Below are 25,140 nucleotides of genomic sequence, written 5' to 3'. Positions count from 1 at the left end.
TGGCCTCGGCGGCGCACTGCTGCGCGGCCTCGACCCGGTGGCCGGCGCGCTGCTCGGTCTCGCGGTCGGCGTCCTGGTCGCCGCGATCCACGAGCTGTTCGACCGGCTCCCCGCGCTCTCCAGGGTCTCGGCCTCCCTCGCGGCGACCGTCCTGCCCGTGCCGGTCACGGGTGTGCTCGTGTACGTCGTCGGCCGGGTCATGGTGGGCTGACCATGCTGCTGCGCGTCGTCGTCGTCCTCGCCGTCCTGGTCCTCGCGACCGGGCTGGGTCTGTGGTGGAACGCCCGCAACGGCCGGTTCACGGTCCGCGACGCGGCGCAGCGCGACACCGCGCCCCGCGTGGCCGCCGACGAGCTCGGAGCGGCGCTCGGCAGCGAGCTGACGTTCCTGCAGTTCTCCAGCGAGGTGTGCACGCCGTGCCGCCGGGCCGCCGTGGTCCTCGGGCAGCTCGCGACCGAGCGTCCCGGGCTCGCGCATGTTGAGATCGACGTCACCGAGCACCTCGACCTGGTCCGCCGGTTCGACGTGATGCGCACCCCGACCGTGCTGGTGCTCGACGCCGGCGGGGTCGTCGTCGGACGGATGTCCGGTGCCCTGGACCGCCGTCACGCCCTCGCGGCCCTCGAGTCCTGTCCGGGGACCGTCAGCGCCCGCTGAGGCCCTCCGTGCGCAGTGCGCACCGCGGCCGCGGGCGATCCCCGCACAGAGCCGCACCCCGTCGTGCCGTCGTCGCACGATCCCGAACGCGCACGATCCCCACGAATTCGTCCCGATCCCGTCCTTCGAGGAGGAACCATGTCCGACCCGATCTCGTCCGCACCCGAGCCCCGCCCGTCCGAGCCGCTCCCGTCCACGCCGCGCGCGGCCAGGCCGCTCCCGCCTGTGAGCCCGGTCGGCATCGACCCGCGCGGCCCCCGGGTCGGCGCAGCGATCACGGCGGTGCTGCTCGTCGTCGTGCTCCTGCTCAGCGGCGCCGCCGCGATCGTGCTGCTCGCGGTCATCGCCGCCCTGTTCGCGCTCGGTGCCGTGCGCGGCGCGCAGGGGACGGTCCAGGGCCTGGTCTTTCGCCGGCTCGTCCGCCCGCGCCTCGCACCCCCGGCCGAGCTCGAGGACCCGCGTCCGCCGCGGTTCGCCCAGCTCGTCGGCCTGATCATCACCGGCGTGGGGGTGCTGCTCGGCCTCGTCGGTGTGGCGGCCGCCGTGCCGGTGGCCGCCGCGCTCGCGCTGGTCGCCGCGTTCCTCAACTCGGCGTTCGGCCTGTGCCTCGGCTGCGAGCTGTACCTGCTCGGCGTGCGGCTGCGCTCGCGGGCCGCCTGACCCGCGATCGCCCGCGCACGGTGACCGGCGCGGTGCACTCCGGTTCGGTGCGCGACCGGTTCAGTACACGAGCGCCTGCGCGCCGTCGGCCAGGATCTCCTCGACGAACACCGCGGCACCCGCGATCCGGATGCCCGGGACCACGTCGTCGGGTCCGAAGCTGCGGCGCGCGGCGCACTGCGTGCAGACCGTGACGGTACCGGCGTCCAGAACGACGGCGAGCAGGTCGCCGAGCGGCGCGGCCTGGTCGAGCGTGACGTCGGCGCTGCGACCGGGCAGCGCGAGCCACGCCGCCTCCCCGGTCAGCCACAGGCTCACGTCTGCGCCGGCAGCCACGGCGGCCGCCGCGACGGTGAACGCCTGGTTCACGGTCTCGGGGCGGTCGGCCCCGCTGGTGGCCTTGATGACGAGGCTGCGCGTCGGCGTGGTCATGCGGACAGCGTAGGGCGGGCGTGTCGTTAGGATCGGGGGCATGGGTGCACTCGAAGCGGTGTTCATCGGCCTCCTGGTCATCGCCACGCTGACCATCGCGTGGTTCGCAGGGCTCGTGGTCCTGCGCCTGTACAAGGGCCAGCGCTGAGCGCAGGCGTTCGACGAAGGCGGCTATGACGTTCATCATCCCGGAGGGCCTCGCGCCCGAGGTGTACCCCCTGGCCTGGCTCGTGGGCCGCTGGCACGGTGAGGGCGTCGTGGGCTACCCCGGGATCGACGAGTCCGCGTTCACGCAGGACGTCGACTTCACGCACGACGGCGGCCCCTACCTCGCGTACACCTCGACGATCCGTCTGGTCGTCGCCCCCGACGATGCCGCTGCGCTCGTCGATCCCGACGCCGCCGTCGCGGCCGCCGAGCCGGGCCCGGTGTGGTCGACGGAGTCCGGGTACTGGCGCGTCCCGCCCGAGCGTCCCGACGGGCTCGCGGCCGACCAGACTCCGGTCGAGGTCCTGATCGCAGATCCGGCGGGGCACCTCTCGCTGTACCTCGGAGCGGTCGGCAACGGGCGTATCGACCTGGTGAGCGACCTCGTCGCGCGCACCGCGTCGGCCGTCGAGGTCACGGCCGGCAAGCGGCTCTACGGGCTCGTCCACGGCGACCTGATGTGGGCCTTCGACCTGGCGGCGTTCGGGCACCCCATGCAGACGTACGCGTCCGCGCGGCTCGTGCGCGCGGACGCGGAGCCCACCGACGACGAGGACCAGCCATGACGACCCCCAGCCCCCTGCTCGCGCGGCACGGCGCCGTCGCCGGCTCGGGCGTCGACGCCGGGGTCGCCTTCCACTACGGCGACCCGACGGCCGAGCAGCGTGCGCTCGCACGCGGCGGCGCGGTGGTCGACCAGTCGCACCTCGGCGTGGTGCGCGTCGCGGGGCCGGACCGGCTCACGTGGCTCAACTCGATCACCTCGCAGGAGGTCGCGACGCTCGCCCCGCGAACCTCGACCGAGCTGCTCGTGCTCAGCCCGCAGGGGCACATCGAGCACGCGGCCGGCGTGGTGGACGACGGCGAGGCGACCTGGCTGCTGACCGAGGGTGCCGCCGCGCCGGAGCTCGCGGCGTGGCTCGACCGGATGCGCTTCACGCTGCGCGTCGAGGTCGCGGACGTCACCGCCGACTGGGCCGCGATCGGCGAGCCGGTCGGAGCCGAGGGTGCCGAGGGCGAACCGGTCACCTGGCGTGACCCGTGGCCGCACACCGGTCCCGGCGGCACCCGCTACGGCCCGGACGACGCGAGCCACCCCGGGGCCGACCGCGCGTGGCGGCTCGTCCTCGTCCCGCGCGCCGACCTCGTCCAGGCCGTCGCCGCGCGCGAGTCCGCCGGCTGGCCGCTCGTCGGGACCTGGGCGTCCGAGGCCGCCCGGATCGAGGCGTGGCGCCCCCGGGCCGGCCGCGAGGTCGACCACCGTACGATCCCGCACGAGCTCGACTGGCTGCGCACGGCCGTCCACCTGCACAAGGGCTGCTACCGCGGCCAGGAGACGGTCGCTCGGGTGCACAACCTCGGCCGACCGCCGCGACGCCTCGTCATGCTGCACCTCGACGGTTCAGGTCACCTGCTGCCCGAGCCGGGGGCTCAGGTCCGGGAGTTCGGCGAGCTCGCGTCGGGCGGCGAGGCGGGTCGGGTCGTCGGGCAGATCACGAGTGTCGCCCGCCACCACGAGCTCGGACCGGTCGCGCTGGCGGTCGTCAAGCGTTCGACGCCCACCGACATCGAGCTCGTCGTCGACTGCGACGGTGGCGCGGTCGCCGCGGGCCAGGAGGTCATCGTGGCGGGCGAGGGCGTGTCCGCCGACCGGCCGGAGCCGCGGGGACCTGTCGCGCACGGCCTGGGGCAGCACCCGAGCCTGTGAACCGGTCGACCGGTCGGTGAGGCGGCGATGAGCGCGGTACGGGCCGACAGCGAGCCGGGGTCCCGCCGCGCCACGCGCGTCAACCTCGACGCCCGCATCCGGCAGGGTCGGGCGCGCGTGCGGTCATCGGCGTACCCGATCGTGCAGGCGGCCGTCGCCGTGGCCGTCGCCGCCGCCATCGGTCGGTACGTGCTGGGGCACCAGTACCCGTTCTTCGCGACCGTCTCCGCCTGGGTGTGCCTCGGCTTCAGCGCCGACCGGAAGATCCGGAAGGTCGCCGAGCTCGCCGTCGGCGTCGCGCTCGGGGTCGGGCTCGGGGACCTCGTGGTCCGGCTCATCGGCAGCGGACCGTGGCAGGTCGCGCTCGTGCTCCTCGTCGCGGCGACGACCGCGCGCTTCCTCGACCGCGGCGTGACGTTCACGACGCAGGCGGGGGTGCAGGCGCTCGTCATCGTCGGGCTGCCGTCGCTCGGGGCATCGGGGGGCGGGTTCGGGCGCTGGACCGACGCGGCCGTCGGTGGCGCCGTCGCGCTCGCGGTCACCGCGCTCACGCCGAGCGACCCGCGTCGACCCGTGCGTGCGCAGTCACGGACCGCGACGATCGAGCTCGTCGGGATGCTCCGCACGCTCGCCCGGGGGTGGCGCACGGGCGCGGTCCAGGACGTCGAGGACGCCCTCGTGCGCGGGCGGGCGTCGCAGCCCGCACTCGACGACTGGCACGACGGTGCGGCCAACGCGCGCGAGCTCGCTCGGCTGTCACCCGCGTGGCGTCGGCACCGGGCCGAGCTCGGGGCGCTCGGGCAGTCCGCCGTGCTCGTCGACCGGGCGATGCGGAACGCGCGCGTGCTGGCCCGGCGCTCGCGGTCCCTTGTGGAGTCCGAGGCGCCGCACGAGCTGGCAGGCGTCGCGACCGCCGTCGACGCCCTGGCGCGCGCGACCGACGCCCTCGGGACCGCGCTGATGACAGGCGCCACGCCGACGCGGGCGCGCACCGAGCTCCTCGCGGTCACCCGGAGCCTCGACCCGTTCGTCCTCGCTCCCGACGACTGGCAGGTCCAGAGTCTCGTCCTCCTGCTGCGCTCCCTGTCCGTCGACCTGCTCGAGGCCGCCGGGGTGTCCCCGGACGATGCGCGGGCCGCGCTGCCCGAGCTCTGAGGACAGTCCGCTCGTCGGATCTGTACGCGTCCGAGGGCCGGGTGTGTACGGTCGGTGCATGGAGGTAGCAGTCAGTGCCCTGCGCGCCGACCTGCGGCAATGGATCGACGCCGCACGGTCCGGCGAGGACGTCGTCATCACCGAACGCGGCATCCCCGTGGCACGACTGTCGGGGATCGCGTCGGCGGACCTGCTCGCGCGGCTCGAACGCGACGGGCTGCTCACGCCGCCGACGACCGCGCGCCCGCCCGCCGAGGTCGAGGTGCACGGAGCGGGCCGTCCCGCGAGCGCCGTCTCGGACCTCGTCCGCCGGCTGCGGCGCTGACGCGGCACCGGCGATGGCCCTCGTCTACCTCGATGCCAGCGCGCTCGTGAAGCTGTGCGTCGACGAGCCCGGATCCGCGCTCGCAGCCGCGCTGTGGGACGGCGCCGACGTGGTCGCGACGTCCCGGATCGCCGACGCCGAGGTGCGGGCGACGCTCGCCTCAGGCCGGCGCTCGGGGCGGCTCGACCCCGCCGCGGCCCGGCGCGCGCTCGACGCGTGGGAGCGGCTGTGGCCTGCGCTGCACGTCGTCGAGGTCACCGCCGAGCTGGCCGACCGGGCTGCGCGCCTCATCGCCCGCCACCCGCTGCGCGGCGGGGACGCCCTGCACCTCGCGGCCGCCCTCACGTTGCGGTCGCCCGACCTGGTCGTCGCGGTGTGGGACGAGCACGTCGCCGCCGCGGCCCGCGCGGAGCGGCTGCGCGTCGTGCCCTGAGGGGCGCTCACCACGTAGGCTCGGCGCGTGATCGGTACCCTGCAGACCCTGCTCTACCTCGCGTTCTACGTCGCGATCTTCGCGCTGTCCGTCTGGGCGCTCGTCGACCTCGTGCGGCGCCCGCCGGGTGCCTTCACGTCCGCGGGCAAGCGCACGAAGAACTGGTGGACGGCCGTCCTCGGCGTCGCCGTCGCCGTCGCGTTCATGGCGATCCCCTACCCGATCGGCTTCGGGTACCTGTCCTTCCTTGCGCTCATCAGCGCGGTCGCCGCGATCGTCTACCTCACCGACGTCAGGCCTGCGGTCGCGCCGTACTCGCGTCGGCGTGGGCCGCGCGGACCCGGCGGGTCGTCGCGCGGCGGCTGGTGACGACGACGCGGGGCCCGCGGCGATGAGGGCCGTCGTCCAACGCGTCACCCGCGCGTCGGTGACGGTCGACGGACAGGTGGTCGGCGCGATCGACCGGCCCGGACTCGTGGCGCTCGTCGGGGTCACGCCGGGGGACGGACCCGCCCAGGTCGAGCTCATCGCGCGCAAGATCGCCGAGCTGCGCATCCTGCGCGACGAGCAGTCGGTCTCCGACGCCGGCGCACCCGTGCTGGTCGTGAGCCAGTTCACGCTCTACGCCGACACCCGCAAGGGCCGGCGCCCGACCTGGAACGCCGCGGCGCCCGGCTCGATCGCGGAACCTCTCGTCGAGGCGGTCGCCGACGCCCTGCGGGGCCGGGGGCTCGAGGTCGCCACCGGGGTGTTCGGTGCCGACATGGCCGTCGACCTCGTCAACGACGGTCCGGTGACGATCCTGCTCGAGAGCCGACCGCACGAGTGAGACGGCCGCTCGACTCGAAGTGAACGATCGTGCTATTTTCTCCTGATGACCTCGACCGGGACCGTGGGCAAGGGCGATCGCACGCGTGAGGCGATCCTCGCGCGCGGCGTCGACGTGGCCTGCCGGGTCGGGCTGGGGGGTCTGACGATCGGCGACCTGGCCGCCGGGTCGGGGCTCTCCAAGAGTGGCCTCTACGCCCACTTCGGCTCGAAGGAAGCGCTCCAGCTCGCGGTGCTCGACGCCGCCGCCCAGGAGTTCGGTGACGTCGTCGTGGTCCCCGCCCTGCGAGCGCCCCGCGGCGAGGCACGCGTGCTCGCGCTCCTCGAGGGCTGGCTCGCGTGCGGTCGGCTGCGGCTGCCGGGCGGGTGCCTGTTCGTCAAGGCCAGCACCGAGCTCGACGAGCAGCCCGGGCCGGTCCGCGACCGGCTCGCCGAGCGGCACCGCGAGCTCGTCCGGACCATCGCGCGGATCTTCGCCGGCGGGATCACCGAGGGCCAGTTCCGCACCGACGCCGACCCGTACCAGTTCGCGACCGACCTCTACGGCGTGATGCTCGTCTACTACCACGCCCACCGGCTGCTGGCCGATCCCCAGGCCGAGGTGCGCGCACGAGCCGCAGTCGCCGCGCTGCTCGACGCCGCACGGCCCGGCGCTCCAGGGCCCGCTGCCCGCCGACCGGGCGCCGCACGACACGACGCCGCACGACACGACGCACTCGCAGGAGACGACCGATGACCTTCACCCAGCCCGTCCTGGCCCGGCGCCGCAGCGAGCGTCTGCTGGCCGCCGCACGCCTCACCGCGCTGCGAGCGACCTTCATGGTGCTCGACGTCGTCGCCCCGTCCGTCGCGGCAGCCAGGGCGCTCGACCTGTGGTGCACGCTCCCGGCCAACGCGGGGCGACGCAAGGACTACCGGCCGGGTCCGGGCGAGGTCGTGCGCGTCCAGCTGCCGGAGGGCGGTGAGGTCGCTGTCGAGTCGTGGGGCTCGGGGCCGATCGTCTACCTCGTGCACGGGTGGGGTGGCTGGCGCGGCCAGCTCGGCGCGTTCGTCGCGCCGCTCGTCGCCGCGGGCTACCGGGTCGTCGGGTTCGACGCGCCGGGCCACGGCGACTCGGACCCGGGCGTGCTGGGCGTCGGGCGCGGCAACGTCATGGAGTTCATGGCGGCGCTCGAGGTCGTCGCGGCCGAGTTCGGACCGGCCGAGGGTGTGATCGCCCACTCGATGGGCTGCACGGTGGTGTCGATGGTGGCCCGCAGCACGCTGTCGACGCAGCGGCTCGTGCTCATCGCACCGAACCACGACTTCGTCGGCATCACCGAGGACTTCGCCCAGCTGCTCAGCTTCACCGAGCGGACGAGGTCCCGGCTCCAGCAGGACATGGAGGACTTCTGCGGACGGCCGATCCGCGACTTCGACCTCGCGCCGCTCGGGGCCGACGGCACCATGCCGCCGACCCTCGTCGTGCACGACCGACGCGACAAGGAGACCCCGTACCAGGTCGGCGTCGACCTCGCCGCGGCGTGGCCGGACGCGACGCTCGTCAGCACCGACGGGCTCGGCCATCAGCGGATCCTCACGGATGCGAGCACGATCGCCCTGGCCGTCGGACATCTCACCGATCGCGTCGGTGCGACACCACGCGACTGACCGCCTCGACGTCGGACCTGCCCCGTCCGACCGCGAGACGGGGGAGGGCGCCAGCGGCAGGATGGGTCGGGTGGAGATCTTGACCATCCTTGGTGACATCACCCGCATGCAGGTCGACGCGATCGTCAACGCTGCGAACAGCTCGCTGCTCGGCGGTGGCGGGGTCGACGGCGCGATCCACGCGGCCGCCGGGCCGGCGCTGCTCGCCGAGTGCCGCGAGCTGCGCCGCACGGTGCTCCCTGGCGGTCTGCCCGTCGGTGACGCGGTGGCGACGGGCGCGGGCCGGCTGCCGTGCCGGTGGGTGATCCACACCGTCGGCCCGAACCGGCACGCCGGGCAGACGGATCCCGCGCTGCTCGCACGGTGCTTCACCCGCTCGCTCGACGTCGCGGCCGAGCTCGGCGCGACGAGCGTCGCCGTCCCCGCCGTGAGCGCGGGGGTCTACGGGTGGGACGTGCACGAGGTCGCACGCGTCGCACTCGCCGCGACGCGGGCGTGGGACGACGCCCACCCGGGGCACGGGGTCGACCTCGTGCAGTTCGTCCTCTTCAGCAACGCTGCGCTCGCCGCGTTCCGGGACGCGGCGAGCGCAGGGTCGGTGTAGGCGCGGAGGCCCGGGCGGTCAGGCGCCTGCGGCGTCGAGCGCGGTGATCTCCTCAGGGGCGAGCAGCAGGTCGACCGCACGCACCGAGTCGAGGATCGTCTCGGGACGCGACGATCCCGGGATCGGGATGACGACCGGTGCCTGTGCGAGCTCCCAGGCCAGCGCGACCTGCTGCGGGCTCACGTCGTGCGCGGCCGCGACGTCGGCGAAGACCCCATGGGCCGACCCGAGCGCCGCGGCGTTCGAGATGCCGCCCAGCGGGCTCCACGGCAGGAACGCGATGCCCAGCTCGGCGCAGAGGTCGAGCTCGGGCTGCGAGGAGCGGAACGCGGGCGAGTACTGGTTCTGCACCGACACGAGCCGGCGACCCAGGATCTCGCGGGCCTCGTGGATCTGCGCGGGGTTCGCGTTCGAGATGCCGGCCATGCGGATCTTGCCGGCGTCGAGCAGCTCGACGAGCACGCCCACCGAGTCGGCGTACGGGACGCGCGGGTCGGGACGGTGGAACTGGTAGAGGCCGATCGCCTCGACGCCGAGCCGGCGCAGCGAGCCCTCGACGGCCTCACGCAGGTGCGCAGGCGAACCGTCCTGGGTCCAGGTTCCGTCGCCGGGGCGCAGGTGGCCGCCCTTGGTCGCGACGAGGACGGTCGACGCGTCGCCGCCCCAGGTGCGCAGGCCCTCGGCGACGAGGGTCTCGTTGTGGCCGACGTCGGTCGCCGTCAGGTGGTAGGCGTCGGCGGTGTCGATGAGCGTGATGCCCGCGTCGAGCGCGGCGTGGATCGTGGCGAGCGCGCGCTCGCGGTCGGGGCGTCCCTCGATGGACAGCGGCATCCCGCCGAGACCGATCGCGCTGACAGGGGTGTCTCCGATGTGTCGTGTCTGCATGCGCCCCATTGTGCTGCTCAGGAGCGCCCCTCGCCCGCCTCGAGCTCGGCCAGGGGGATGGCGAGGACCGCGGCGATCGTGCGCACGACGCCGTTCGCGCGGTTCGACGGCGCGAGGTACCGCGCACGCTCGACGACCGTCGGGTGGGCGTCGGCCATCGCGAACGAGTACTCGGCCGCGTCGAGCAGCTCGAGGTCGTTGAGGTAGTCCCCGAACGCCATGGTCTGCGCCCGCGTGACGCCCAGCGTGGCCTGGACCGCTCGCAGTGCCGCACCCTTGTCGGTCGTCGCGTTCATGACGTCGACCCAGTGCGCGCCCGACACGACGACCTGGTGCGTCGCGCGGAACGGTGCGAGCGCGGGGGCGGTCGTCGCCTCCGCCGACCCGAAGTCGAACACCGCGATCTTGAGCACCTCGTCGTCCACCACGAGCAGGTCGTCGGTGCGCTCGAGCAGGGCGTAGTACGTGTCGCACTCCGCGACGAACGCGGCGTCGTGCCGCTCGATGTACGCGGAGCGCTTGCCGCACACCACGACGCCCACGTCGGCGCCCGACGCCCCGAGCGCACGCACGGTCTCGACGACGCGCCCGACGACGTCGCCGGCCAGGACGTCCGAGCTGAGCTCGCGCCCGCCGCGCGCCACGAACGCGCCGTTCTCCGCGATGAACACCACGTCGTCGCCGACGCCCTCGAACCGGGCCGCGAGGTTCGCGTACTGGCGCCCACTCGCCGGGCAGAACGCGATGCCCCGACGGTCGAGCTCGTCCAGGAGGGGCCACAGGGTCGGGTCGATGCGGCCCTCGGTGTCGAGCAGGGTGCCGTCCATGTCGACCGCGATGAGCCGGATGTCGGGGACCGGATCGAGGTCAGGGAGGTCCGGCACGGCGGGGGAGAGGGGGGATGTCACGGGTCCATTGTCCCCAACCCGTCGGGCCACCTACGCCGCGGCCCCCAGGAGCCAGTCGAGCGCCTCGCGGGCTGACCAGTCGCCGGGGTGCTCGGCCGCGAGGCGACGGGCGCCGTCCAGATCGGCTCCCAGCGTGACGAGCGGGTCCTCGGTGTAGCCGTCGGCGCGGGTCTGGCCGAGCCCGACGTTGGCGGTCAGCGAGTTGCACAGGCACGCGCGGCCGTCGGTGTCCTCGTCGACGCCGCCCTTGCGCACGTACACGTGCACCGGCTCGGCCTTGCAGCGGTAGCCGATCGCGCCGGTGTCCCGCAGGTACGGCGTGCGCAGGTAGCCCAGGTCGCACAGGCGGGGTCGGTCCGCGCTGATCTCGGGGTCGGACAGCGTGCCGGGCAGCTGGGCGACCTTGAACGGGAAGCCGGTCGGGGAGGCGAACGGGTCGGTGCGGACGTCGAGGGTGCCGGCGCGCAGCCGGTCGACCAGGTTGCGTCGGAGGTTCTCGACGAGGCCCGAGTCGGTGCTCAGGGCGAACAGCGTGCCGACCTGGACGCCGGCGGCGCCCGCGGCCCGCGCCGCCGCCACGGCCTCGGGCGTGCCGAAGGCCCCGCCGAGCCAGAACGGCAGGCCGACCGCGGCGATCTTGGCGACGTCGGCGTCGTCGCGCGGGCCGAAGACGGGCTCGCCCCGCTCGTCGAGGACGAGCTGTCCGCGCGGCGGGGCGTTGTGGCCGCCGGCCCGCGGACCTTCGACGACGAACCCGTCGGGCCGGATGTGCTCGTCGCGGGCGAGATAGGCGGCGAGCGCGTGGGCCGAGACGATCGCGAGGAACTTCGGTCGGGTCAGGGGCGGCAGGTCCACGCCGAGGAGGGCGCGCGGGTCGAGGTCGGCGGTGTGGGCGCCCGGCGTGGCACCCGTGACCTCGACGAGGAGCTGCACGCGGCGGTGGGCGGCCAGCTCGTCGAGCAGGTGCGGGATGTCGCGCGGGATCCCGGCGCCCATCAGCACGTAGTCGACGCCCGCCAGCATCGCGCCGTAGGCGGCGGTGGGGGTGGCCATCTGGACCTTCTCGAGGAAGTTGATGCCGACCAGCCCGTCGTGGCCCTCCTTCGCGAGCCACACCTCGACGAAGTTGCCGAGGATCCCGAGCTCCTGCGCGAGCTTGGTCTGCCGCAGGGCGAGCCGGGGCAGCGGCGCGTACGGCGTGCCGGGCGGGCGGCCGCCGGGCCGGAAGTACCGGGTGACGATGCGCTCGGCGACCTCGGGCACGGGGAACGCGGCGAGCGCGCGCCGGACGGCTCCGTCGCTGTCGCCGTCCTGCAGCCGGCGGGCGAGGACGAGGTCCAGCGCCGTGCCCGCGACGACACCGAGCTGGCCGGCCCGCGCGATCGTGGAGGCGAGGCGCCACGACGACACGGCGACGCCCATGCCGCCTTGGATCACGAGCGGGAGCGCTCGATCGCCGGCCCGGCCGGGCTGTTGCACTGCGGATGCAGCTGTCATGAGGGAACCTCTCGATAGCTACGGTCGCGTAGGTTACGTAACCGTAGGTTGGAGAGCGGCCCTCGCGCGCGGGACGAAGGTCCCGAGTGCTGAGTCGGTCAGAAGCCCATCGCGTGCGCGCCGCCGTCGACGTGCACGATCTCCCCGCTCGTCGCCGGGAACCAGTCGGACAGGAGCGCGGCGACCGCGCGTGCGGTCGGCTCCGCGTCCGTGACGTCCCAGCCGAGCGGCGACCGGTCGGACCAGCCGCTCTCGATCGACTCGAAGCCGGGGATCGACTTGGCAGCCGTCGTCTTGATCGGGCCGGCCGAGACGAGGTTGACCCGGATGCCCTTCGGACCCAGGTCGCGGGCGAGGTAGCGCGAGGTCGACTCGAACGCTGCCTTGGCCACGCCCATCCAGTCGTAGACCGGCCAGGCGTAGCGCGCGTCGAACGTCAGCCCGACGATCGAGCCACCCGTACCGAGCAGCGGCAGCGAGGCGACGGCGAGCGACTTGAGCGAGTACGCGGAGATCTGGAGCGCGGTCGCCACGTCGGGCCACTCGGCCGTGAGGAACTTGTCGCCGAGCACCGACTGCGGGGCGAACCCGATCGAGTGCACGACGCCGTCGAGGTGGTCCGTGTGCTCGCGCACGCGGTCGGCCAGCGCAGCCAGGTCGTCGTCGTCCGTCACGTCGAGCTGCACGACCGGCGCCTCGAAGGGGAGCCGACGGGCGATCGCCTCGGTGAGCCGGAACTGGCGACCGAACGACGTGAGGACGACGTCGGCGCCCTGCTCCTGCGCGAGCCGCGCCACGTGGAAGGCGATCGAGCCCTCGGTCAGCACGCCGGTGACGAGGATCTTCTTGCCGTCGAGCAAGCCCATGAGATGTTGTCCATTCGCGTCGGTTCGAGCACTCCCGGGGTCCATCCTGACAGGCCTCGACGGCTGGGCCCCGTCGCGGTCCACGGCGCGCCCTGCCGGCTGGGTACGGTGTGCGGCATGAGGAAGCGCCCCTTCGCCCAGGTCGACGTCTTCACCGCCATTCCGTACCGCGGAAATCCCGTCGCGGTCGTCCTCGACGCCGAGGGGCTCACCGACGACGAGATGGCCGGCTTCGCGCGGTGGACCAACCTGTCCGAGACGACGTTCGTCCTCGCGCCGACGCACCCTGACGCCGACTACCGGCTGCGGATCTTCACGCCGGGCGGCGAGCTGCCGTTCGCCGGGCACCCCACGCTCGGCAGCGCACACGCGTGGCTCGAGCACGGCGGCAGCCCCCGTCGCGGCGGCAGGCCCGTCCAGGAGTGCGGTATCGGCCTGGTCGCGCTGCGCCAGGACGCCGGTCGCCTCGCCTTCGCCGCGCCGCCGCTGCGCCGCTCCGGGCCCGTCACCCCCGAGGTCCACGACCAGGTCGTGCGCGCCCTGCGCGTGCCCGACGCCGCCGTGCAGCGCTGCGAGTGGGTCGACAACGGTCCGGAGTGGATCGGCGTGGTGCTGCCCGACGCCCGCACCGTGCTCGACCTCCGGCCGGACTTCGCCGCGATGGGGTCGCTCAAGGTCGGCGTCCTGGGGCCGTGGGACGACGCGCACGACGCCGACGTCGAGGTGCGGGCCTTCGTCCCCGACCTGGGGATCTCCGAGGACCCCGTGACGGGCAGCCTCAACGCCGGGCTGGCCCGGTGGCTCATCCCCGCCGGTGTCCTGCCCGCGCGGTACACGGTCTCCCAGGGGACGGCGCTGCGACGCGACGGGCGGGTGCACGTCGAGCAGGTGGGCGACGACATCTGGGTCGGCGGGGACACCGTCACGTGCATCAGCGGGACGGTGGCGCTCTGAGGAGCCACGGCTGGCATGTCGGACTACTTCTCGCCTCGGCCAGACCCGCACGGGCGCCCGAGCCGGGAGCCCTCAAGACGATGCGTCGTGCGGCCTCGCGCGCGTCAAGCGAGAGCGCATAGAAGTCGTCAAGCGCCGGTCCCGCCAGCGCCTTGAGTGGCGGCCGGTGCGTGGGGTTCCGGGCACAGGTCTGCGCTGGTCAAGGATTCTTGACATGCCTCGGACCGTCCCCTACGGTTGGTGTGTCAAAGATCATTAACATTCGGACAATCATGCACGACGCCGATCCGCGTCCTCTCGACGACGAACCCGTCCCGATGACGATGAACGAGCGCACCGTGTGGGCCTACCTCGTCACGGTGATCGTCACGTCCGGGGGTACCTCACGCTCATGCTCACGCGGCTGGCCGGCGGGCCGGTCGGGCAGATCGCATGGGTCGGGCCGATGCTGTGGCAGCGCGCCACCACTTCGCGGTCGGCAAGTGCCGGTCCCGCTTGCGACTTGGGTGGCGGTGAGTGACATCCTGCGAAGCCGGGGCGCAGCGACCGATCACGTTCATGGGTGCCCGGCCAAGTGTGCGAGCGACAGACTCCAGCTGTCGACGCCTAGAGAAGACTGACAGTGACGCCTTGAACCCGCCCGGCAGAAAGGGGTCAAGGTTCGGTCGGCGTTGACAGAGGTCCCCCTGGGTGCGCTTGCCTGATCGCACGTGATCGGCCGGCTGCCCCGTGGGAGATCGACATTGCGCCCGGCTCCCCGTCGTCTTCCCGGTGATGAGGTCGACGACGGGGAGCCCGCCGTGGTGTCAAGCCCTGCTTGGTTGTGCGTCTTCCTCCAGTTGGGTGCGCACCAATCGGCGCCAGGTCGCGATGGTCATGACGATCCCTGCGAGCAAGGCGATTCCCATGGCGACCAGCGCGCCCGAGGGCGGGCCCCACATCCGCGTGGTGATCTGCGATCCGAAGGTCCACACGACCATGAACACCACCAGGCCGATCCCGACACCGGTGGCCTGGGCTGCGATGCGATTCGCCCGAATATCTGGGGCGGTGAGTGCGCCGCTCACGGGGCGAACATCTGGAAGAACGTCGGGAACGTCCCGATAGCCCCCAAGATCCCCAGCGCGAACCCGATGTAGAAGGCGATCTTGATGTTGACGTCCTTGTTCCGCCACATGGCCCACATCAGGATGAGCGACCCGACGTACGCGATCGAAGCGATCGTCGTCTTGCCCGCGAGCGCACCCACCCCGCCGACCCAATCCCAGCTCGTGAGCCAGGTGTTGATCCCGGTCGAGAACTCGCCCAGGACCGTGAGGAGCCCGAGGACGAAGATCCCGATCCCGGCGGCGATCATCATCGCCGCGCCTGGGCCGTCGGGCTTGTCTGCCAGGCGCAGGGGCTCCAGCTCGGGGGCGACGTCCGTGTCGTGATGAGTCGATGCGTCCATCGGGGATGTCCCTTCGGTGGTCATGAGATCGGGGCTACCTTGTTGATGAAGGCACCGAAGCCGCCTCCGACGACGGCCGCAGCGAACGCCCCGACCAGCATCACGATGATCGCCGCGCGAAGCCACGGCCGGGCCGTGATCCGGGGGCCGTAGTAGAGCAGCAGCAGGAAGGCCGACGTTGCCAGGAACGGCGCCGCCCAGGCGACGTGCTCCTTCCACTCCATGCCGAACTCGTGCCAGCTCGCGGTCTCACCGGAGACGTTCGACAGCAGGAAGTCGCGCGGGGAGCACGCCGATGACGGCAGTCCGAGCCCCTTACACCCGGCGAAACCATTCCCTGCCAGTTTCGCTCGGTACCACGGGTAGACGATCCAGCTGCCGGTGATGACCGTCGCCCACACGGCTGCGGCCATCACCCCGAGCCCGATCTTGAGTCGCGTGGTGCGCTCCTGGATGCCCTTGCTGGTGATCAGCCCTGGCCGATAGCTCCACAAGCCCGCCAGCGCACCACTGAACGCCAGCAGGAATATGGCCCCCAGCACCATCCCGTGAATGACGGCCCACGCTTCTCTCGAAGTGAGTTCCATGGTCTGCTCCCTCTCGCCCACATCGTTGTGGGACGTCGGACACATCCTGGCCTGGTACATGACGGTCTGTCACGCCTCCCCGACACCGACACCGGCGTTCCCGGACCCGGCTCCGCCGGCTGTACCGGTACGCCTCGACGACGTGGCGCGTCGCGCGGTGGAGCGTGCGACGCGGCGAGGAGACCACGTGCTCGACCTGCAGCTCGAGCCGTGGGAGTTCGAGGGCGACCCGGCGGCCATGGAGCGGGCGGTGCTCAACGTGCTCGACAACGCCATCAAGTTCTCCCCGCCGGGCTCGGCCGTGCGCATCGAGCTCGATCGCGGCGTCCTGACCGTGTCCGACTCGGGGCCGGGGATCCCCACCGACGAGCAGGAGCTCGTGTTCGACCGGTTCTGGCGTTCACCCGACGCGCGAGCGATGCCCGGGAGCGGGCTGGGCCTGGCGATCGTTGCCGACGTCGTCTCCGCGCACGGTGGCAGCGTCTCGGCCGCCACCGCCCCGACGGGGGGCGCGGTGATCACGCTGCGCATCCCCGGACGGGTGCCCGCGACGTCGACGGCGTGAGGTCCGTCGACCCCGCCGTGGGCTCGGCGGGCCCCTGACCGCTGAGGCTAGGGTGACCCCGTGAGCGCTCCTGAAGGGCCCAGGTCCCACCGCGGACGCGTCGAGATGCCGGTGCGGTGGTCCGACGTCGACCTGTTCGGCCATGTCAACAACGCCGCCTACCTGCGCTACCTCGACGACGCCCGGTTCACGCTCTTCCCGTCCATGGGCGTCGACGAGAACGGGGCCCTGACGGCGTCGATGCTCGTCGTGGTCAAGCACGAGATCGACTACCTCGCGCCCCTGACCTTCCGGGCCGCGCCGTTCGCGGTCGAGGTGTGGGTGCCGCGCATGGGGCGCTCGTCGGTCGACTTCGGGTACGAGATCCTCGACGCCGCCGACCAGGCCACGGTCTACCTGCGGGCTCGCTCGCGCATGGTGCAGCTCGACCAGAAGACGCACCTGTCGCGGCCGTTCACGCCGGACGAGCGGGCGGCGTTCGAGACCTACCTGGAGGACGCCCCGGCCCTGCGCGGCTGGTGATGGACTCGGCCCGGTTCAGTCGAGCAGCCACGTGTGCGACGCGAGGTACCGCGCCGCGACCTCGACGGTGCCGCTCGGCTGTGCGTCCCACAGCACCTGCGGCAGGGCGTCGGAGCGGTGGGTCGTCGTCCACCCCAGCATCTGCAGCCGTCGGATCATCGACAGCGCGCACGCGGTCCGGGCGTCGTCCGTCGTGATCGGGCGGACCTCGAGGTACCCCGCGACCCATTCGGCGGCCATCGTCGGGGCGTCCTCGACGTGCTCCATGAACGTCAGCGCCGACGCGAAGTCATAGAGGAACCACGAGTACCCGCAGTCGTCGAAGTCGATCACGGTCAGCGTGTCGTCGGAGATCATGATGTTCGACGGGCGCAGGTCAGCGTGGATCAGGCCCCACGTCTCGGGCGTGCGCGGGGAGTCCGCGAGGACGTCGAGCGCGGCGCGCTCCGCGGTCATGAGCAGCAGGTGCTCGGCGGGGGCGAGAGCGGCGTCCTGCCACCGGCCCCACCGGCTCGTCGGGCCGACCATGTCGGGCAGCTCCCACGAGTGCCGCTGGAAGCTCGCCGGTGGGTTCCAGGCCTGCGCGTGGTCGTGCAGGAGAGCCGTCGTGCGCCCGATCTCCCGGTAGTAGGGCACGGGGTCGGCGATGTCCTCGAGGATGCTCCCCGGCACGTAGGCGTAGCTGACGCACGACCAGCTGACGCCGTCCGCGTCGGCGATCGAGGCCACAAAGCCGCCCGCCACCGTCGGGATGCCCGCCGGCACCCGCGCGACGCCGGAGGACGCGAGCGCCGCGACCCACGCGACCTCGGACTCGAAGTCCGCCGTCCCGGTCATGTACCCCGGTCGCGCGACCCGGACCACCGCTGTCGGCGTGACGCCCTGGCGCACGAGGAACGTCGCGTTCTCCGACACGGCGATGAGCGCCACCCTGGTCGTGCGCTCGTCGAGCCCCCACGCCGCGAGGATCCCTGCCGTGAGCCAGCGCGGGGCGGGCTCCCCCTTGGTGAGCGAGTCGAAGGCGTGGATCGACGCCTCGGCGTCCTGCGGCGCCCGGAGCTGTTCGGTGGTCATGGGACTTCCCCTCGAACCGGTGACGGTCGGTCGGGAGGGCTGGGCGGTCCGCACCCAGGGTCGACCCCGCGATCGGTGCACGCAAGGGGTCGGGGCCCGAGTTCACACACGTTTTACGCGCGCAGTCTGCGCACACGAACCATTAACACGCGGGCCCCTCGAGTTAACACAGATCTCACACCCGGTGCGCCTGGGGCACGACCGGTGTCGGGAACATGGTGCACGTCCTCATCCACGGGCTGGGCGGTCCGACGGCTGAGAGCCGCACCACGCGGGACCACGCGGGACCACGCGCCGCGCGACGACCGCACGCCGGTCGACCGCACCCACACGGAAGGCAGATCTGTGGCGACACGCTCGACGATCATGGACACGAACAGCTTCCGGGCGGAGTCCGCCGGCGAGCTCCCGGCATCGACCGCACGGCTCATCGAGCGGCGCGAGCGCGTCCTTGGTCCGTCGTACCGGCTGTTCTACCGCGAGCCCGTCGAGCTCGTCCGCGGCGAGGGTGCGCACCTGTTCGACGCGGACGGGAACGACTTCCTCGACGTCTACAACAACGTGGCGTCGGTCGGCCACTGCCACCCCCGCGTGGTCCGCGCCACCCAGGACCAGGTTGCGGCCCTCAACACGCACACGCGCTACCTGCACGAGTCGATCGTCAGCTACGCCGAGGACCTGCTCTCGACGATGCCGGCGGCTCTCGACCGCGTCATGTTCATGTGCACCGGGTCGGAGGCCAACGACCTCGCGGTGCGCGTCGCGCAAGAGCACACGGGCGGCACCGGGGTGATCGTGTCCGCCGAGGCGTACCACGGCAACTCGGCGCTGACCTCGCAGATGTCGCCGGCGCTGGGCACCGCGCAGGACCTCGCACCGACCGTTCGCACCGTGCGGGCGCCCGACGCCTACCGCACGCGGACCCCAGACCTCGGTGCATGGTTCGCCGCGCGGGTGGCTGAGCAGATCGCAGACCTCGAGCGCCACGGCGTGCGGTTCGCGGCGTTCCTCGCGGACTCGATCTTCTCGTCGGACGGCGTGTTCCCCGACCCGCCGGGATACCTCGCGCAGGCGATCGACGTCGTGCACGCTGCGGGCGGGGTCTTCATCGCGGACGAGGTCCAGCCGGGATTCGCACGGACCGGCCAGGAGTTCTGGGGCTTCGAGCGGCACGGTGTCGTCCCCGACCTCGTCACGATGGGCAAGCCCATGGGCAACGGCATGCCGGTGTCCGCGATGGCGGCGCGTTCCGACGTGCTCGCGGCCTTCGGTGACCGGATCCCGTACTTCAACACGTTCGGTGGCAACCCTGTCTCGATCGCCGCGGCGCAGGCCGTGCTGCACGTCATCCGGGACGAGGACCTGCAGCTGCACAGCGACCGGGTCGGCTCCCTCATGGTCGCCGAGCTGCGTGCGCTCGCGGCCGAGCACCCGCTCATCGGGGACGTGCGCGGTGCCGGCCTCTACATCGGGGTCGACATCGTGGCCGACCCCGCAACCGGGACCCCCGACTCGACCGCCGCGCTGGACGTCGTCGAGGGTCTGCGTCAGCGCCGGGTCCTGACGTCGGTCTGCGGCAGCGGCGGGAACGTGCTCAAGCTCCGTCCTCCGCTCGTGTTCTCCGACGCCGACCTCGACCGGTTCCTGACGGCGTTCTCCGACGTGCTGAGGTCGCGGCCCCGATGACGGCCGAGAGGGTCGGCACCGGGGCGGTCGACGCGCCGGCGAGCGCCGCCGCGGACTCCGCCTACGTCCGGCTGCGGGCGATGCTCGCCCGCGACGAGCTGGGCGCCGGCGAGCGGCTCGGCGACGAACGCTCGCTCGCGGCGTCGCTCGGGATCCCCCGCACGCAGCTGAGGCACGCGCTCGACCGTCTCGAGGCGGACGGGAAGATCCGGCGGACGATCGGCCGGGGCGGCGGTGCCATCGTGACCGACGGCCGGTTCGAGCGTCACCTCAACACCATCGAAGGGCTGCCGGAGATCGCGCGCCGACAGGGTGTCGAGCTCACGACCGACGTGGTGCGGCTCGAGATCGCCACCGCCGGTCCGCGCGACCGTCGGCTTCTCCGCCTCGACGACGGCGCCACGGTCTACCGGATCACGCGGAGGCGGGTCGCGGACGGCCGACCGCTCTCGGTCGAGCTGTCCCGGCTGCCCACCGACCTGTTCCCCCGGCTCGGTACGACGAACCTCTCGTCCCTGTACCGCACGCTCAAGGACGACTACGGCATCACGCCCGAGTACAGCGACGAGTCCCTCCAGGTGACGGTCGCGGACGCCGACCTGGCCGGGCACCTGGGTGTCGAGGACGGCACGCCGCTCGTCCACGTGCAGCGCACCACCTTCGGCTCGACCGGCCGACCCATCGAGCTCGCTCACGAGTACTTCGTCGGGTCCCGCATGCGGTTCCACCTGCGCAAGTACGGGTTCGTGAGCCTGGACCGCGCCGTCGCCGACCACGACCCCGTGCCCACCGTCCACCAGTCAGAGGAGCAGTGATCGAGATGACCACGACGACCGTGTCCGGAGTGACCTACACCGAGGCAGCCGACGGGTACTTCGACAAGCGGAAGCTCAAGCGTTCGGCCGGGTTCTGGGGCCTGTGGGGCATCGGCGTCGCGGCCGTGATCTCAGGCGACTTCTCCGGCTGGAACCTGGGGATCGGGACGGCCGGCTGGGGTGGCTTCCTCATCGCCACGGGGGTCGTCGTCGTCATGTACTTCGCGATGCTGTTCAGCATCGGCGAGATGTCCGCCGCGATGCCCCACACCGGGGGCGCGTACTCGTTCGCACGCGCGGCGATGGGCCCATGGGGCGGGTTCGTCACCGGTCTCGCCGAGTCGGTGGAGTACGTCATGACCACGGCGGTTGTCGTGTACTTCTCCGGCCAGTACGCCGACTCGATCACGGGGACGCTGTTCGGCGTCTCGTTCGCACCGTGGATCTGGTGGCTCGTCATCTACGCGGTGTTCCTCGCGCTCAACACGGTCGGTGCAGAGGCGTCGTTCACGTTCGCCATCATCGTGTCGATCATCTCGCTCGCCGTCCTCGCGCTCTTCGCCGGCTTGGCGCTCGCGTCGAGCCACCTCGACCTCGGGTCGCTGTTCGACGTCACGCCAGACACCGGCCAGAGCAGCTTCCTGCCGCACGGCCTCGGGGCGGTCTTCTACGCACTGCCGTTCGCCATGTGGCTGTTCCTGGGGATCGAGGAGCTGCCGCTCGCGGCCGAGGAGGCGCACCTGCCGTCCAAGGACATCCCCCGGGCCGGCAAGTGGGGCATGATCACGCTCGTCGTGACCGGCGCGGCCGTCGTCGTCCTCAACCCCGCCGTCACCGGCGCCGACGCGCTGGGGACCTCGGGTGAGCCGCTCCTCGACGGGTTCCGCGCGATGCTGCCCGGCAGCAACCTGGCAGCGGTGCTCTCGGCGTTCGCGCTCGTCGGTCTGCTCGCCTCGACGCAGGGCATCATGTTCGCGTACGGACGCAACATCTACTCGCTGTCACGTGCGGGCTACTACCCGAGGTTCCTGTCGCTCACGGGCGCGCGGAAGACGCCCTGGGTCGCGCTGCTCGTGGGCGGCGCCATCGGGTTCGCGGCGCTGTTCGCGGTGCAGTACGGCATGGCTTCTGCCGGCAGCATCGTGCTCAACATCGCGGTGTGGGGCGCAGTCATCGCGTACCTGCTGCAGATGGTCTCGTTCGTGCTCCTGCGCCGCGCCCACCCGGACGCGGTGCGCCCGTACGTCAGCCCGACCGGGGTCGCGGGCGCCGTCGTCGCCGGGCTGCTCGCGGCGATGATCTTCGTCGGGGTCATGCTCAACCCGGACTACCGGGCCGCCATCCTCGCGATCGCCGCGGTGTTCGCGCTGGGCCTCGTCTCGTTCGGTGCATGGGGCCGCAAGCGCCTCGTCCTGTCGCCCGAGGAGGAGTACGCGCTCAGCGGTGGGCTGCAGGCGGGCGACGCTGCGGGGACGCCGGACGAGGAGCCGCTCAACGAGCTGCTCGTGTCGCAGTAGCGGCGCCGGCGCGCCCGACGGCCCCGGGATCGGGGAGCGGTCGGGCGCGCCGCAGCATGCGCGGAGGGGTCGATCGAGCGAGCGGGCACGCGGCGGGCGTCACGCCTGCGGCGAACACGGGCAGTCCTGGGCGGGTCCCGCCGTTAGCATCGAACAACGCCCATCTGTCCCGCCGGAACCGCCGGGACGAGCGCAGCTCGTGAGGAGTGCACATGTTCGAACGTTTCACGGACCGAGCCCGTCGCGTGGTCGTCCTCGCCCAAGAAGAGGCGCGGATGCTCAACCACAACTACATCGGGACCGAGCACATCCTCCTGGGCCTGATCCACGAGGGCGAAGGGGTGGCCGCCAAGGCGCTCGAGTCGCTGGGCATCTCGCTCGACGCCGTGCGCGCGCAGGTGCAGGAGATCATCGGCGAGGGCCAGCAGGCACCGTCGGGTCACATCCCGTTCACGCCGCGCGCCAAGAAGGTCCTCGAGCTGAGCCTGCGCGAGGCGCTGCAGCTCGGCCACAACTACATCGGGACCGAGCACATCCTGCTCGGGCTCATCCGCGAGGGTGAGGGCGTCGCCGCCCAGGTCCTCAACAAGCTCGGCGCCGACCTCAACCGCGTGCGCCAGCAGGTCATCCAGCTCCTGTCCGGCTACCAGGGCAAGGAGCCCGTCGTTGCGGGCGGCCCGGCCGAGGGTCAGCCTGCGGGTTCCGCGGTGCTCGACCAGTTCGGCCGCAACCTGACCCAGGCGGCGCGTGAGGGCAAGCTCGACCCCGTCATCGGACGCGCTAAAGAGATCGAGCGCGTCATGCAGGTCCTGTCGAGACGGACCAAGAACAACCCGGTCCTCATCGGTGAGCCGGGCGTCGGCAAGACGGCCATCGTCGAGGGCCTCGCCCAGGACATCGTGCGCGGCGACGTGCCCGAGACGCTCAAGGACAAGCAGCTGTACACGCTCGACCTCGGCGCGCTCGTGGCCGGCAGCCGGTACCGCGGTGACTTCGAGGAGCGCCTGAAGAAGGTCCTCAAGGAGATCCGCACGCGCGGCGACATCATCCTGTTCATCGACGAGATCCACACGCTCGTCGGTGCGGGTGCCGCCGAGGGTGCGATCGACGCCGCGAGCATCCTCAAGCCGATGCTCGCGCGCGGCGAGCTCCAGACCATCGGCGCGACGACCCTCGAGGAGTACCGCAAGTACGTCGAGAAGGACGCGGCCCTCGAGCGGCGCTTCCAGCCGATCCAGGTCGCCGAGCCGACGGTCAAGGAGACCATCGACATCCTCAAGGGGCTGCGCGACCGGTACGAGGCGCACCACCGCGTGTCCATCACGGACAGCGCGCTGGTCGCCGCGGCCACGCTCGCCGACAGGTACGTCAACGACCGGTTCCTGCCCGACAAGGCGATCGACCTGGTCGACGAGGCGGGCGCGCGCCTGCGCATCCGCCGCATGACGGCCCCGCCGGAGCTGCGTGAGCTCGACGAGCAGATCGCCACGACGCGCCGCGACAAGGAGTCCGCGATCGACGAGCAGGACTTCGAGAAGGCTGCGCGCCTGCGCGACGCCGAGAAGCAGCTCGGGCTCAAGCGGGTCGAGAAGGAGAAGGCGTGGAAGTCCGGTGACCTCGACGCGGTCGCCGAGGTCGACGAGGATCTCATCGCCGAGGTGCTGGCGCTCGCGACCGGCATCCCGGTGTTCAAGCTGACCGAGGCCGAGTCGAGCCGTCTGCTGCACATGGAGGCGGAGCTGCACAAGCGCGTCGTCGGCCAGGAGGCAGCCATCAAGGCGCTCTCCCAGGCGATCCGTCGCACGCGCGCCGGGCTCAAGGACCCGAAGCGCCCCGGTGGCTCGTTCATCTTCGCGGGGCCCACGGGCGTCGGGAAGACCGAGCTCGCCCGGTCGCTCGCCGAGTTCCTCTTCGGGGACGAGGACGCGCTCATCCAGCTCGACATGTCGGAGTTCTCCGAGAAGCACACGGTCTCGCGGCTGTTCGGCTCGCCTCCCGGCTACGTCGGGTACGACGAGGGCGGCCAGCTCACGGAGAAGGTGCGGCGCAAGCCGTTCTCGGTCGTCCTGTTCGACGAGGTCGAGAAGGCGCACGCCGACATCTTCAACTCGCTGCTGCAGATCCTCGAGGACGGTCGCCTGACCGACTCGCAGGGTCGGGTCGTCGACTTCAAGAACACCGTCATCATCATGACGACCAACCTCGGCACGCGGGACATCGCCAAGGGCCTCATGACCGGCTTCCAGGCCGGTGGGGACCTGTCGACGTCCTACGAGCGGATGAAGTCGAAGGTCAACGACGAGCTCAAGCAGCACTTCCGGCCTGAGTTCCTCAACCGCGTCGACGACGTGATCGTGTTCCCGCAGCTGTCCCAGAGCGAGATCTTCGCGATCGTCGACCTGATGATCGCCAAGCTCGGTCTGCGGCTCGCGGACAAGGACATGTCGATCGAGGTCACCGAGTCGGCCAAGAAGCTGCTCTCCGAGAAGGGGTACGACCCGGTCCTCGGGGCCCGGCCTCTGCGTCGCGCGATCCAGCGCGACATCGAGGACCAGCTCTCGGAGAAGATCCTGTTCGGCGAGATCCACGCCGGGCAGAAGATCATCGTCGACGCCGTCGGCGAGGGGATCCTCGGCGAGTTCACGTTCAAGGGCGTGGCGAAGGGGACGACCAAGGACGACTCCGCCAAGGTGCCCGTCGCCGCCTCCGTGGCGACGTCCACGTCGGGCACCGACCTGCCGGCGGCCCCGCCGTCGGCCGGTGGGTACGACGCGGGCACCGGGACGCTCCCGAAGCACCTCTGACGCACCTCACGGCCTGACGCAGACACCGCGACCCGGGTCCCCAGCAGGGGGCCCGGGTCGCGGCGCGTCCGCCGGCAGTCGGCGTCGGCGGAACGACCCGTCCGCCGGCTGACCGGCTGCGGTCAGGCCCGCGTGGCCGCTGCGTGGACGGCGGTCCAGGACTCCGGGGCGAGCGTGAGCACCGTGCGTCCGGCGACCGCAGGACGGCCCGTCGCGTCCCCGACGAGCTCGGTCGGGGTCAGGTCGCGCACGCATGACGCCGCCACGCGGGCCGCGTGCTCGGGACCCTCGACGGCCCGCTCGTGGTCGGCGACGACCCGCACGCCACCGGTGAGCGTCACCTCGACGCTC

28 protein-coding genes and 2 pseudogenes are annotated in these 25,140 nt (G+C 72.3%); 20 read left to right on the top strand and 10 right to left on the bottom strand.

Translation table 11 applies throughout. The features are described 5' to 3' along the window. The 3 genes and pseudogenes from VFW79_RS02010 to VFW79_RS02000 form a co-directional block, all read left to right on the top strand. Positions 1 to 211: pseudogene (locus VFW79_RS02010) on the top strand (hypothetical protein); the annotation flags it as partial. Between the two features lie 2 nt (positions 212 to 213). Continuing rightward, positions 214 to 657, top strand: coding sequence for a thioredoxin family protein (locus VFW79_RS02005; protein ID WP_329675642.1), 444 nt, complete (start codon positions 214 to 216; stop codon positions 655 to 657). A 138-nt stretch (positions 658 to 795) separates the two neighbouring features. Beyond that, positions 796 to 1,317: a DUF4395 domain-containing protein gene (locus VFW79_RS02000; RefSeq protein ID WP_329675641.1), complete on the top strand. Its 522-nt coding sequence runs from the start codon at positions 796 to 798 to the stop codon at positions 1,315 to 1,317. Positions 1,318 to 1,377: 60 nt separating this feature from the next. Here VFW79_RS02000 and VFW79_RS01995 read toward each other — a convergent pair whose 3' ends face one another. After that, complete coding sequence (locus VFW79_RS01995; RefSeq protein ID WP_329675640.1) at positions 1,378 to 1,749, bottom strand: DsrE family protein; 372 nt, start codon at positions 1,747 to 1,749, stop codon at positions 1,378 to 1,380. 173 nt (positions 1,750 to 1,922) lie between these two features. Here VFW79_RS01995 and VFW79_RS01990 point away from each other — a divergent pair, with 173 nt between their 5' ends. From VFW79_RS01990 to VFW79_RS01945, 10 genes are all read left to right on the top strand, one after another. Further along, complete coding sequence (locus tag VFW79_RS01990) at positions 1,923 to 2,522, top strand: FABP family protein (protein WP_329675639.1); 600 nt, start codon at positions 1,923 to 1,925, stop codon at positions 2,520 to 2,522. Next, on the top strand, positions 2,519 to 3,664 hold the full coding sequence (locus tag VFW79_RS01985) for a folate-binding protein (RefSeq protein WP_329675638.1): 1,146 nt from the start codon (positions 2,519 to 2,521) through the stop codon (positions 3,662 to 3,664). Before VFW79_RS01990 ends, VFW79_RS01985 begins: the two co-directional genes overlap by 4 nt. A gap of 27 nt (positions 3,665 to 3,691) precedes the next feature. Continuing rightward, positions 3,692 to 4,819: an FUSC family protein gene (locus VFW79_RS01980; RefSeq protein WP_329675637.1), complete on the top strand. Its 1,128-nt coding sequence runs from the start codon at positions 3,692 to 3,694 to the stop codon at positions 4,817 to 4,819. Between the two features lie 58 nt (positions 4,820 to 4,877). Then, positions 4,878 to 5,144 (top strand): type II toxin-antitoxin system prevent-host-death family antitoxin, encoded by a 267-nt coding sequence (locus tag VFW79_RS01975; protein WP_329675636.1) that lies wholly within the window; start codon positions 4,878 to 4,880, stop codon positions 5,142 to 5,144. 13 nt (positions 5,145 to 5,157) lie between these two features. Next, positions 5,158 to 5,577, top strand: coding sequence for a type II toxin-antitoxin system VapC family toxin (locus VFW79_RS01970; protein WP_329675635.1), 420 nt, complete (start codon positions 5,158 to 5,160; stop codon positions 5,575 to 5,577). A 27-nt stretch (positions 5,578 to 5,604) separates the two neighbouring features. Next, the gene (locus tag VFW79_RS01965) at positions 5,605 to 5,946 is read left to right on the top strand and encodes a DUF2516 family protein (RefSeq protein WP_329675634.1); all 342 of its coding nucleotides are present in this window, start codon (positions 5,605 to 5,607) and stop codon (positions 5,944 to 5,946) included. Positions 5,947 to 5,968: 22 nt separating this feature from the next. Then, complete coding sequence (gene dtd / locus VFW79_RS01960) at positions 5,969 to 6,406, top strand: D-aminoacyl-tRNA deacylase (RefSeq protein ID WP_329675633.1); 438 nt, start codon at positions 5,969 to 5,971, stop codon at positions 6,404 to 6,406. Positions 6,407 to 6,451: 45 nt separating this feature from the next. Then, positions 6,452 to 7,141, top strand: coding sequence for a TetR/AcrR family transcriptional regulator (locus tag VFW79_RS01955; protein ID WP_329675632.1), 690 nt, complete (start codon positions 6,452 to 6,454; stop codon positions 7,139 to 7,141). Then, on the top strand, positions 7,138 to 8,055 hold the full coding sequence (locus VFW79_RS01950) for an alpha/beta fold hydrolase (RefSeq protein ID WP_329675631.1): 918 nt from the start codon (positions 7,138 to 7,140) through the stop codon (positions 8,053 to 8,055). The genes VFW79_RS01955 and VFW79_RS01950 overlap by 4 nt, the downstream gene beginning before the upstream one ends. A 61-nt stretch (positions 8,056 to 8,116) precedes the next feature. Continuing rightward, positions 8,117 to 8,659, top strand: coding sequence for an O-acetyl-ADP-ribose deacetylase (locus VFW79_RS01945; protein WP_329675630.1), 543 nt, complete (start codon positions 8,117 to 8,119; stop codon positions 8,657 to 8,659). 18 nt (positions 8,660 to 8,677) lie between these two features. On the opposite strand, the gene VFW79_RS01940 is transcribed toward VFW79_RS01945, so the two are convergent. The 4 genes from VFW79_RS01940 to fabI all read right to left on the bottom strand — a co-directional run bounded on the left by VFW79_RS01940 (position 8,678) and on the right by fabI (position 12,815). Continuing rightward, positions 8,678 to 9,544: an aldo/keto reductase gene (locus tag VFW79_RS01940; protein ID WP_329675629.1), complete on the bottom strand. Its 867-nt coding sequence runs from the start codon at positions 9,542 to 9,544 to the stop codon at positions 8,678 to 8,680. A gap of 17 nt (positions 9,545 to 9,561) precedes the next feature. Beyond that, positions 9,562 to 10,452 (bottom strand): Cof-type HAD-IIB family hydrolase, encoded by an 891-nt coding sequence (locus VFW79_RS01935; RefSeq protein ID WP_329675628.1) that lies wholly within the window; start codon positions 10,450 to 10,452, stop codon positions 9,562 to 9,564. Positions 10,453 to 10,482: 30 nt separating this feature from the next. Then, the gene (locus VFW79_RS01930) at positions 10,483 to 11,949 is read right to left on the bottom strand and encodes a nitronate monooxygenase (protein WP_329675627.1); all 1,467 of its coding nucleotides are present in this window, start codon (positions 11,947 to 11,949) and stop codon (positions 10,483 to 10,485) included. A 98-nt stretch (positions 11,950 to 12,047) separates the two neighbouring features. Beyond that, a complete protein-coding gene (fabI, locus tag VFW79_RS01925) occupies positions 12,048 to 12,815 on the bottom strand; it encodes an enoyl-ACP reductase FabI (protein ID WP_329675626.1) in 768 nt (255 codons plus the stop codon). A gap of 117 nt (positions 12,816 to 12,932) precedes the next feature. Between fabI and VFW79_RS01920 the strand changes: the two genes are divergently transcribed. After that, positions 12,933 to 13,769 (top strand): PhzF family phenazine biosynthesis protein, encoded by an 837-nt coding sequence (locus tag VFW79_RS01920; protein ID WP_329675625.1) that lies wholly within the window; start codon positions 12,933 to 12,935, stop codon positions 13,767 to 13,769. Between the two features lie 806 nt (positions 13,770 to 14,575). Here the strand turns inward: VFW79_RS01920 and VFW79_RS01915 are convergent. The 3 genes from VFW79_RS01915 to VFW79_RS01905 are packed head-to-tail and all read right to left on the bottom strand — an operon-like array spanning position 14,576 to position 15,806. After that, positions 14,576 to 14,836 carry a hypothetical protein gene (locus tag VFW79_RS01915; RefSeq protein WP_329675624.1) on the bottom strand — a complete coding sequence of 87 codons (261 nt, stop codon included), beginning with the start codon at positions 14,834 to 14,836 and terminating at the stop codon, positions 14,576 to 14,578. Continuing rightward, positions 14,833 to 15,219: a hypothetical protein gene (locus VFW79_RS01910; protein ID WP_329675623.1), complete on the bottom strand. Its 387-nt coding sequence runs from the start codon at positions 15,217 to 15,219 to the stop codon at positions 14,833 to 14,835. Before VFW79_RS01910 ends, VFW79_RS01915 begins: the two co-directional genes overlap by 4 nt. A gap of 20 nt (positions 15,220 to 15,239) precedes the next feature. Beyond that, positions 15,240 to 15,806, bottom strand: a complete 567-nt coding sequence (locus tag VFW79_RS01905; protein WP_329675622.1) for a hypothetical protein — start codon at positions 15,804 to 15,806, stop codon at positions 15,240 to 15,242. Between the two features lie 187 nt (positions 15,807 to 15,993). Here VFW79_RS01905 and VFW79_RS01900 point away from each other — a divergent pair, with 187 nt between their 5' ends. Beyond that, the gene (locus tag VFW79_RS01900; protein WP_329675621.1) at positions 15,994 to 16,371 is read left to right on the top strand and encodes a sensor histidine kinase; all 378 of its coding nucleotides are present in this window, start codon (positions 15,994 to 15,996) and stop codon (positions 16,369 to 16,371) included. Positions 16,372 to 16,431: 60 nt separating this feature from the next. Next, positions 16,432 to 16,893 carry a thioesterase family protein gene (locus VFW79_RS01895; RefSeq protein WP_329675620.1) on the top strand — a complete coding sequence of 154 codons (462 nt, stop codon included), beginning with the start codon at positions 16,432 to 16,434 and terminating at the stop codon, positions 16,891 to 16,893. A gap of 15 nt (positions 16,894 to 16,908) precedes the next feature. On the opposite strand, the gene VFW79_RS01890 is transcribed toward VFW79_RS01895, so the two are convergent. Next, complete coding sequence (locus VFW79_RS01890) at positions 16,909 to 17,967, bottom strand: phosphotransferase enzyme family protein (RefSeq protein WP_329675619.1); 1,059 nt, start codon at positions 17,965 to 17,967, stop codon at positions 16,909 to 16,911. A 366-nt stretch (positions 17,968 to 18,333) separates the two neighbouring features. On the opposite strand from VFW79_RS01890, the gene VFW79_RS01885 reads away from it, so the two are divergent. From VFW79_RS01885 to VFW79_RS01870, 4 genes are all read left to right on the top strand, one after another. After that, the gene (locus VFW79_RS01885) at positions 18,334 to 19,653 is read left to right on the top strand and encodes an aspartate aminotransferase family protein (RefSeq protein WP_329675618.1); all 1,320 of its coding nucleotides are present in this window, start codon (positions 18,334 to 18,336) and stop codon (positions 19,651 to 19,653) included. Next, the gene (locus tag VFW79_RS01880; protein WP_329675617.1) at positions 19,650 to 20,468 is read left to right on the top strand and encodes a GntR family transcriptional regulator; all 819 of its coding nucleotides are present in this window, start codon (positions 19,650 to 19,652) and stop codon (positions 20,466 to 20,468) included. Before VFW79_RS01885 ends, VFW79_RS01880 begins: the two co-directional genes overlap by 4 nt. A gap of 5 nt (positions 20,469 to 20,473) precedes the next feature. After that, positions 20,474 to 21,985, top strand: coding sequence for an amino acid permease (locus VFW79_RS01875; protein WP_329675616.1), 1,512 nt, complete (start codon positions 20,474 to 20,476; stop codon positions 21,983 to 21,985). 212 nt (positions 21,986 to 22,197) lie between these two features. After that, on the top strand, positions 22,198 to 24,789 hold the full coding sequence (locus tag VFW79_RS01870) for an ATP-dependent Clp protease ATP-binding subunit (protein WP_329675615.1): 2,592 nt from the start codon (positions 22,198 to 22,200) through the stop codon (positions 24,787 to 24,789). A 122-nt stretch (positions 24,790 to 24,911) separates the two neighbouring features. Here VFW79_RS01870 and VFW79_RS01865 read toward each other — a convergent pair. Beyond that, a pseudogene (locus tag VFW79_RS01865) lies at positions 24,912 to 25,140 on the bottom strand (hypothetical protein); the annotation flags it as partial.

Origin of the sequence: Cellulomonas sp. (assembly GCF_036279715.1) — a bacterium.
GTDB lineage: Bacteria > Actinomycetota > Actinomycetes > Actinomycetales > Cellulomonadaceae > Cellulomonas_A.
The sequence above is the reverse complement of the archived record's forward strand: the minus strand, read 5'-3'. Positions and strand labels throughout refer to the sequence as shown.

What these genes read in the sequence shown, in the direction of transcription:
- VFW79_RS02005 (WP_329675642.1), top strand. Translation starts at nt 214, where the DNA reads ATGCTGCTGCGCGTCGTCGTCGTCCTCGCCGTCCTGGTCCTCGCGACC.
- VFW79_RS02000 (WP_329675641.1), top strand. Translation starts at nt 796, where the DNA reads ATGTCCGACCCGATCTCGTCCGCACCCGAGCCCCGCCCGTCCGAGCCG.
- VFW79_RS01995 (WP_329675640.1), bottom strand. Translation starts at nt 1,749, where the DNA reads ATGACCACGCCGACGCGCAGCCTCGTCATCAAGGCCACCAGCGGGGCC.
- VFW79_RS01990 (WP_329675639.1), top strand. Translation starts at nt 1,923, where the DNA reads ATGACGTTCATCATCCCGGAGGGCCTCGCGCCCGAGGTGTACCCCCTG.
- VFW79_RS01985 (WP_329675638.1), top strand. Translation starts at nt 2,519, where the DNA reads ATGACGACCCCCAGCCCCCTGCTCGCGCGGCACGGCGCCGTCGCCGGC.
- VFW79_RS01980 (WP_329675637.1), top strand. Translation starts at nt 3,692, where the DNA reads ATGAGCGCGGTACGGGCCGACAGCGAGCCGGGGTCCCGCCGCGCCACG.
- VFW79_RS01975 (WP_329675636.1), top strand. Translation starts at nt 4,878, where the DNA reads ATGGAGGTAGCAGTCAGTGCCCTGCGCGCCGACCTGCGGCAATGGATC.
- VFW79_RS01970 (WP_329675635.1), top strand. Translation starts at nt 5,158, where the DNA reads ATGGCCCTCGTCTACCTCGATGCCAGCGCGCTCGTGAAGCTGTGCGTC.
- dtd (WP_329675633.1), top strand. Translation starts at nt 5,969, where the DNA reads ATGAGGGCCGTCGTCCAACGCGTCACCCGCGCGTCGGTGACGGTCGAC.
- VFW79_RS01955 (WP_329675632.1), top strand. Translation starts at nt 6,452, where the DNA reads ATGACCTCGACCGGGACCGTGGGCAAGGGCGATCGCACGCGTGAGGCG.
- VFW79_RS01950 (WP_329675631.1), top strand. Translation starts at nt 7,138, where the DNA reads ATGACCTTCACCCAGCCCGTCCTGGCCCGGCGCCGCAGCGAGCGTCTG.
- VFW79_RS01945 (WP_329675630.1), top strand. Translation starts at nt 8,117, where the DNA reads ATGGGTCGGGTGGAGATCTTGACCATCCTTGGTGACATCACCCGCATG.
- VFW79_RS01940 (WP_329675629.1), bottom strand. Translation starts at nt 9,544, where the DNA reads ATGCAGACACGACACATCGGAGACACCCCTGTCAGCGCGATCGGTCTC.
- VFW79_RS01930 (WP_329675627.1), bottom strand. Translation starts at nt 11,949, where the DNA reads ATGACAGCTGCATCCGCAGTGCAACAGCCCGGCCGGGCCGGCGATCGA.
- fabI (WP_329675626.1), bottom strand. Translation starts at nt 12,815, where the DNA reads ATGGGCTTGCTCGACGGCAAGAAGATCCTCGTCACCGGCGTGCTGACC.
- VFW79_RS01920 (WP_329675625.1), top strand. Translation starts at nt 12,933, where the DNA reads ATGAGGAAGCGCCCCTTCGCCCAGGTCGACGTCTTCACCGCCATTCCG.
- VFW79_RS01910 (WP_329675623.1), bottom strand. Translation starts at nt 15,219, where the DNA reads ATGGACGCATCGACTCATCACGACACGGACGTCGCCCCCGAGCTGGAG.
- VFW79_RS01905 (WP_329675622.1), bottom strand. Translation starts at nt 15,806, where the DNA reads ATGGAACTCACTTCGAGAGAAGCGTGGGCCGTCATTCACGGGATGGTG.
- VFW79_RS01890 (WP_329675619.1), bottom strand. Translation starts at nt 17,967, where the DNA reads ATGACCACCGAACAGCTCCGGGCGCCGCAGGACGCCGAGGCGTCGATC.
- VFW79_RS01885 (WP_329675618.1), top strand. Translation starts at nt 18,334, where the DNA reads ATGGACACGAACAGCTTCCGGGCGGAGTCCGCCGGCGAGCTCCCGGCA.
- VFW79_RS01880 (WP_329675617.1), top strand. Translation starts at nt 19,650, where the DNA reads ATGACGGCCGAGAGGGTCGGCACCGGGGCGGTCGACGCGCCGGCGAGC.
- VFW79_RS01875 (WP_329675616.1), top strand. Translation starts at nt 20,474, where the DNA reads ATGACCACGACGACCGTGTCCGGAGTGACCTACACCGAGGCAGCCGAC.
- VFW79_RS01870 (WP_329675615.1), top strand. Translation starts at nt 22,198, where the DNA reads ATGTTCGAACGTTTCACGGACCGAGCCCGTCGCGTGGTCGTCCTCGCC.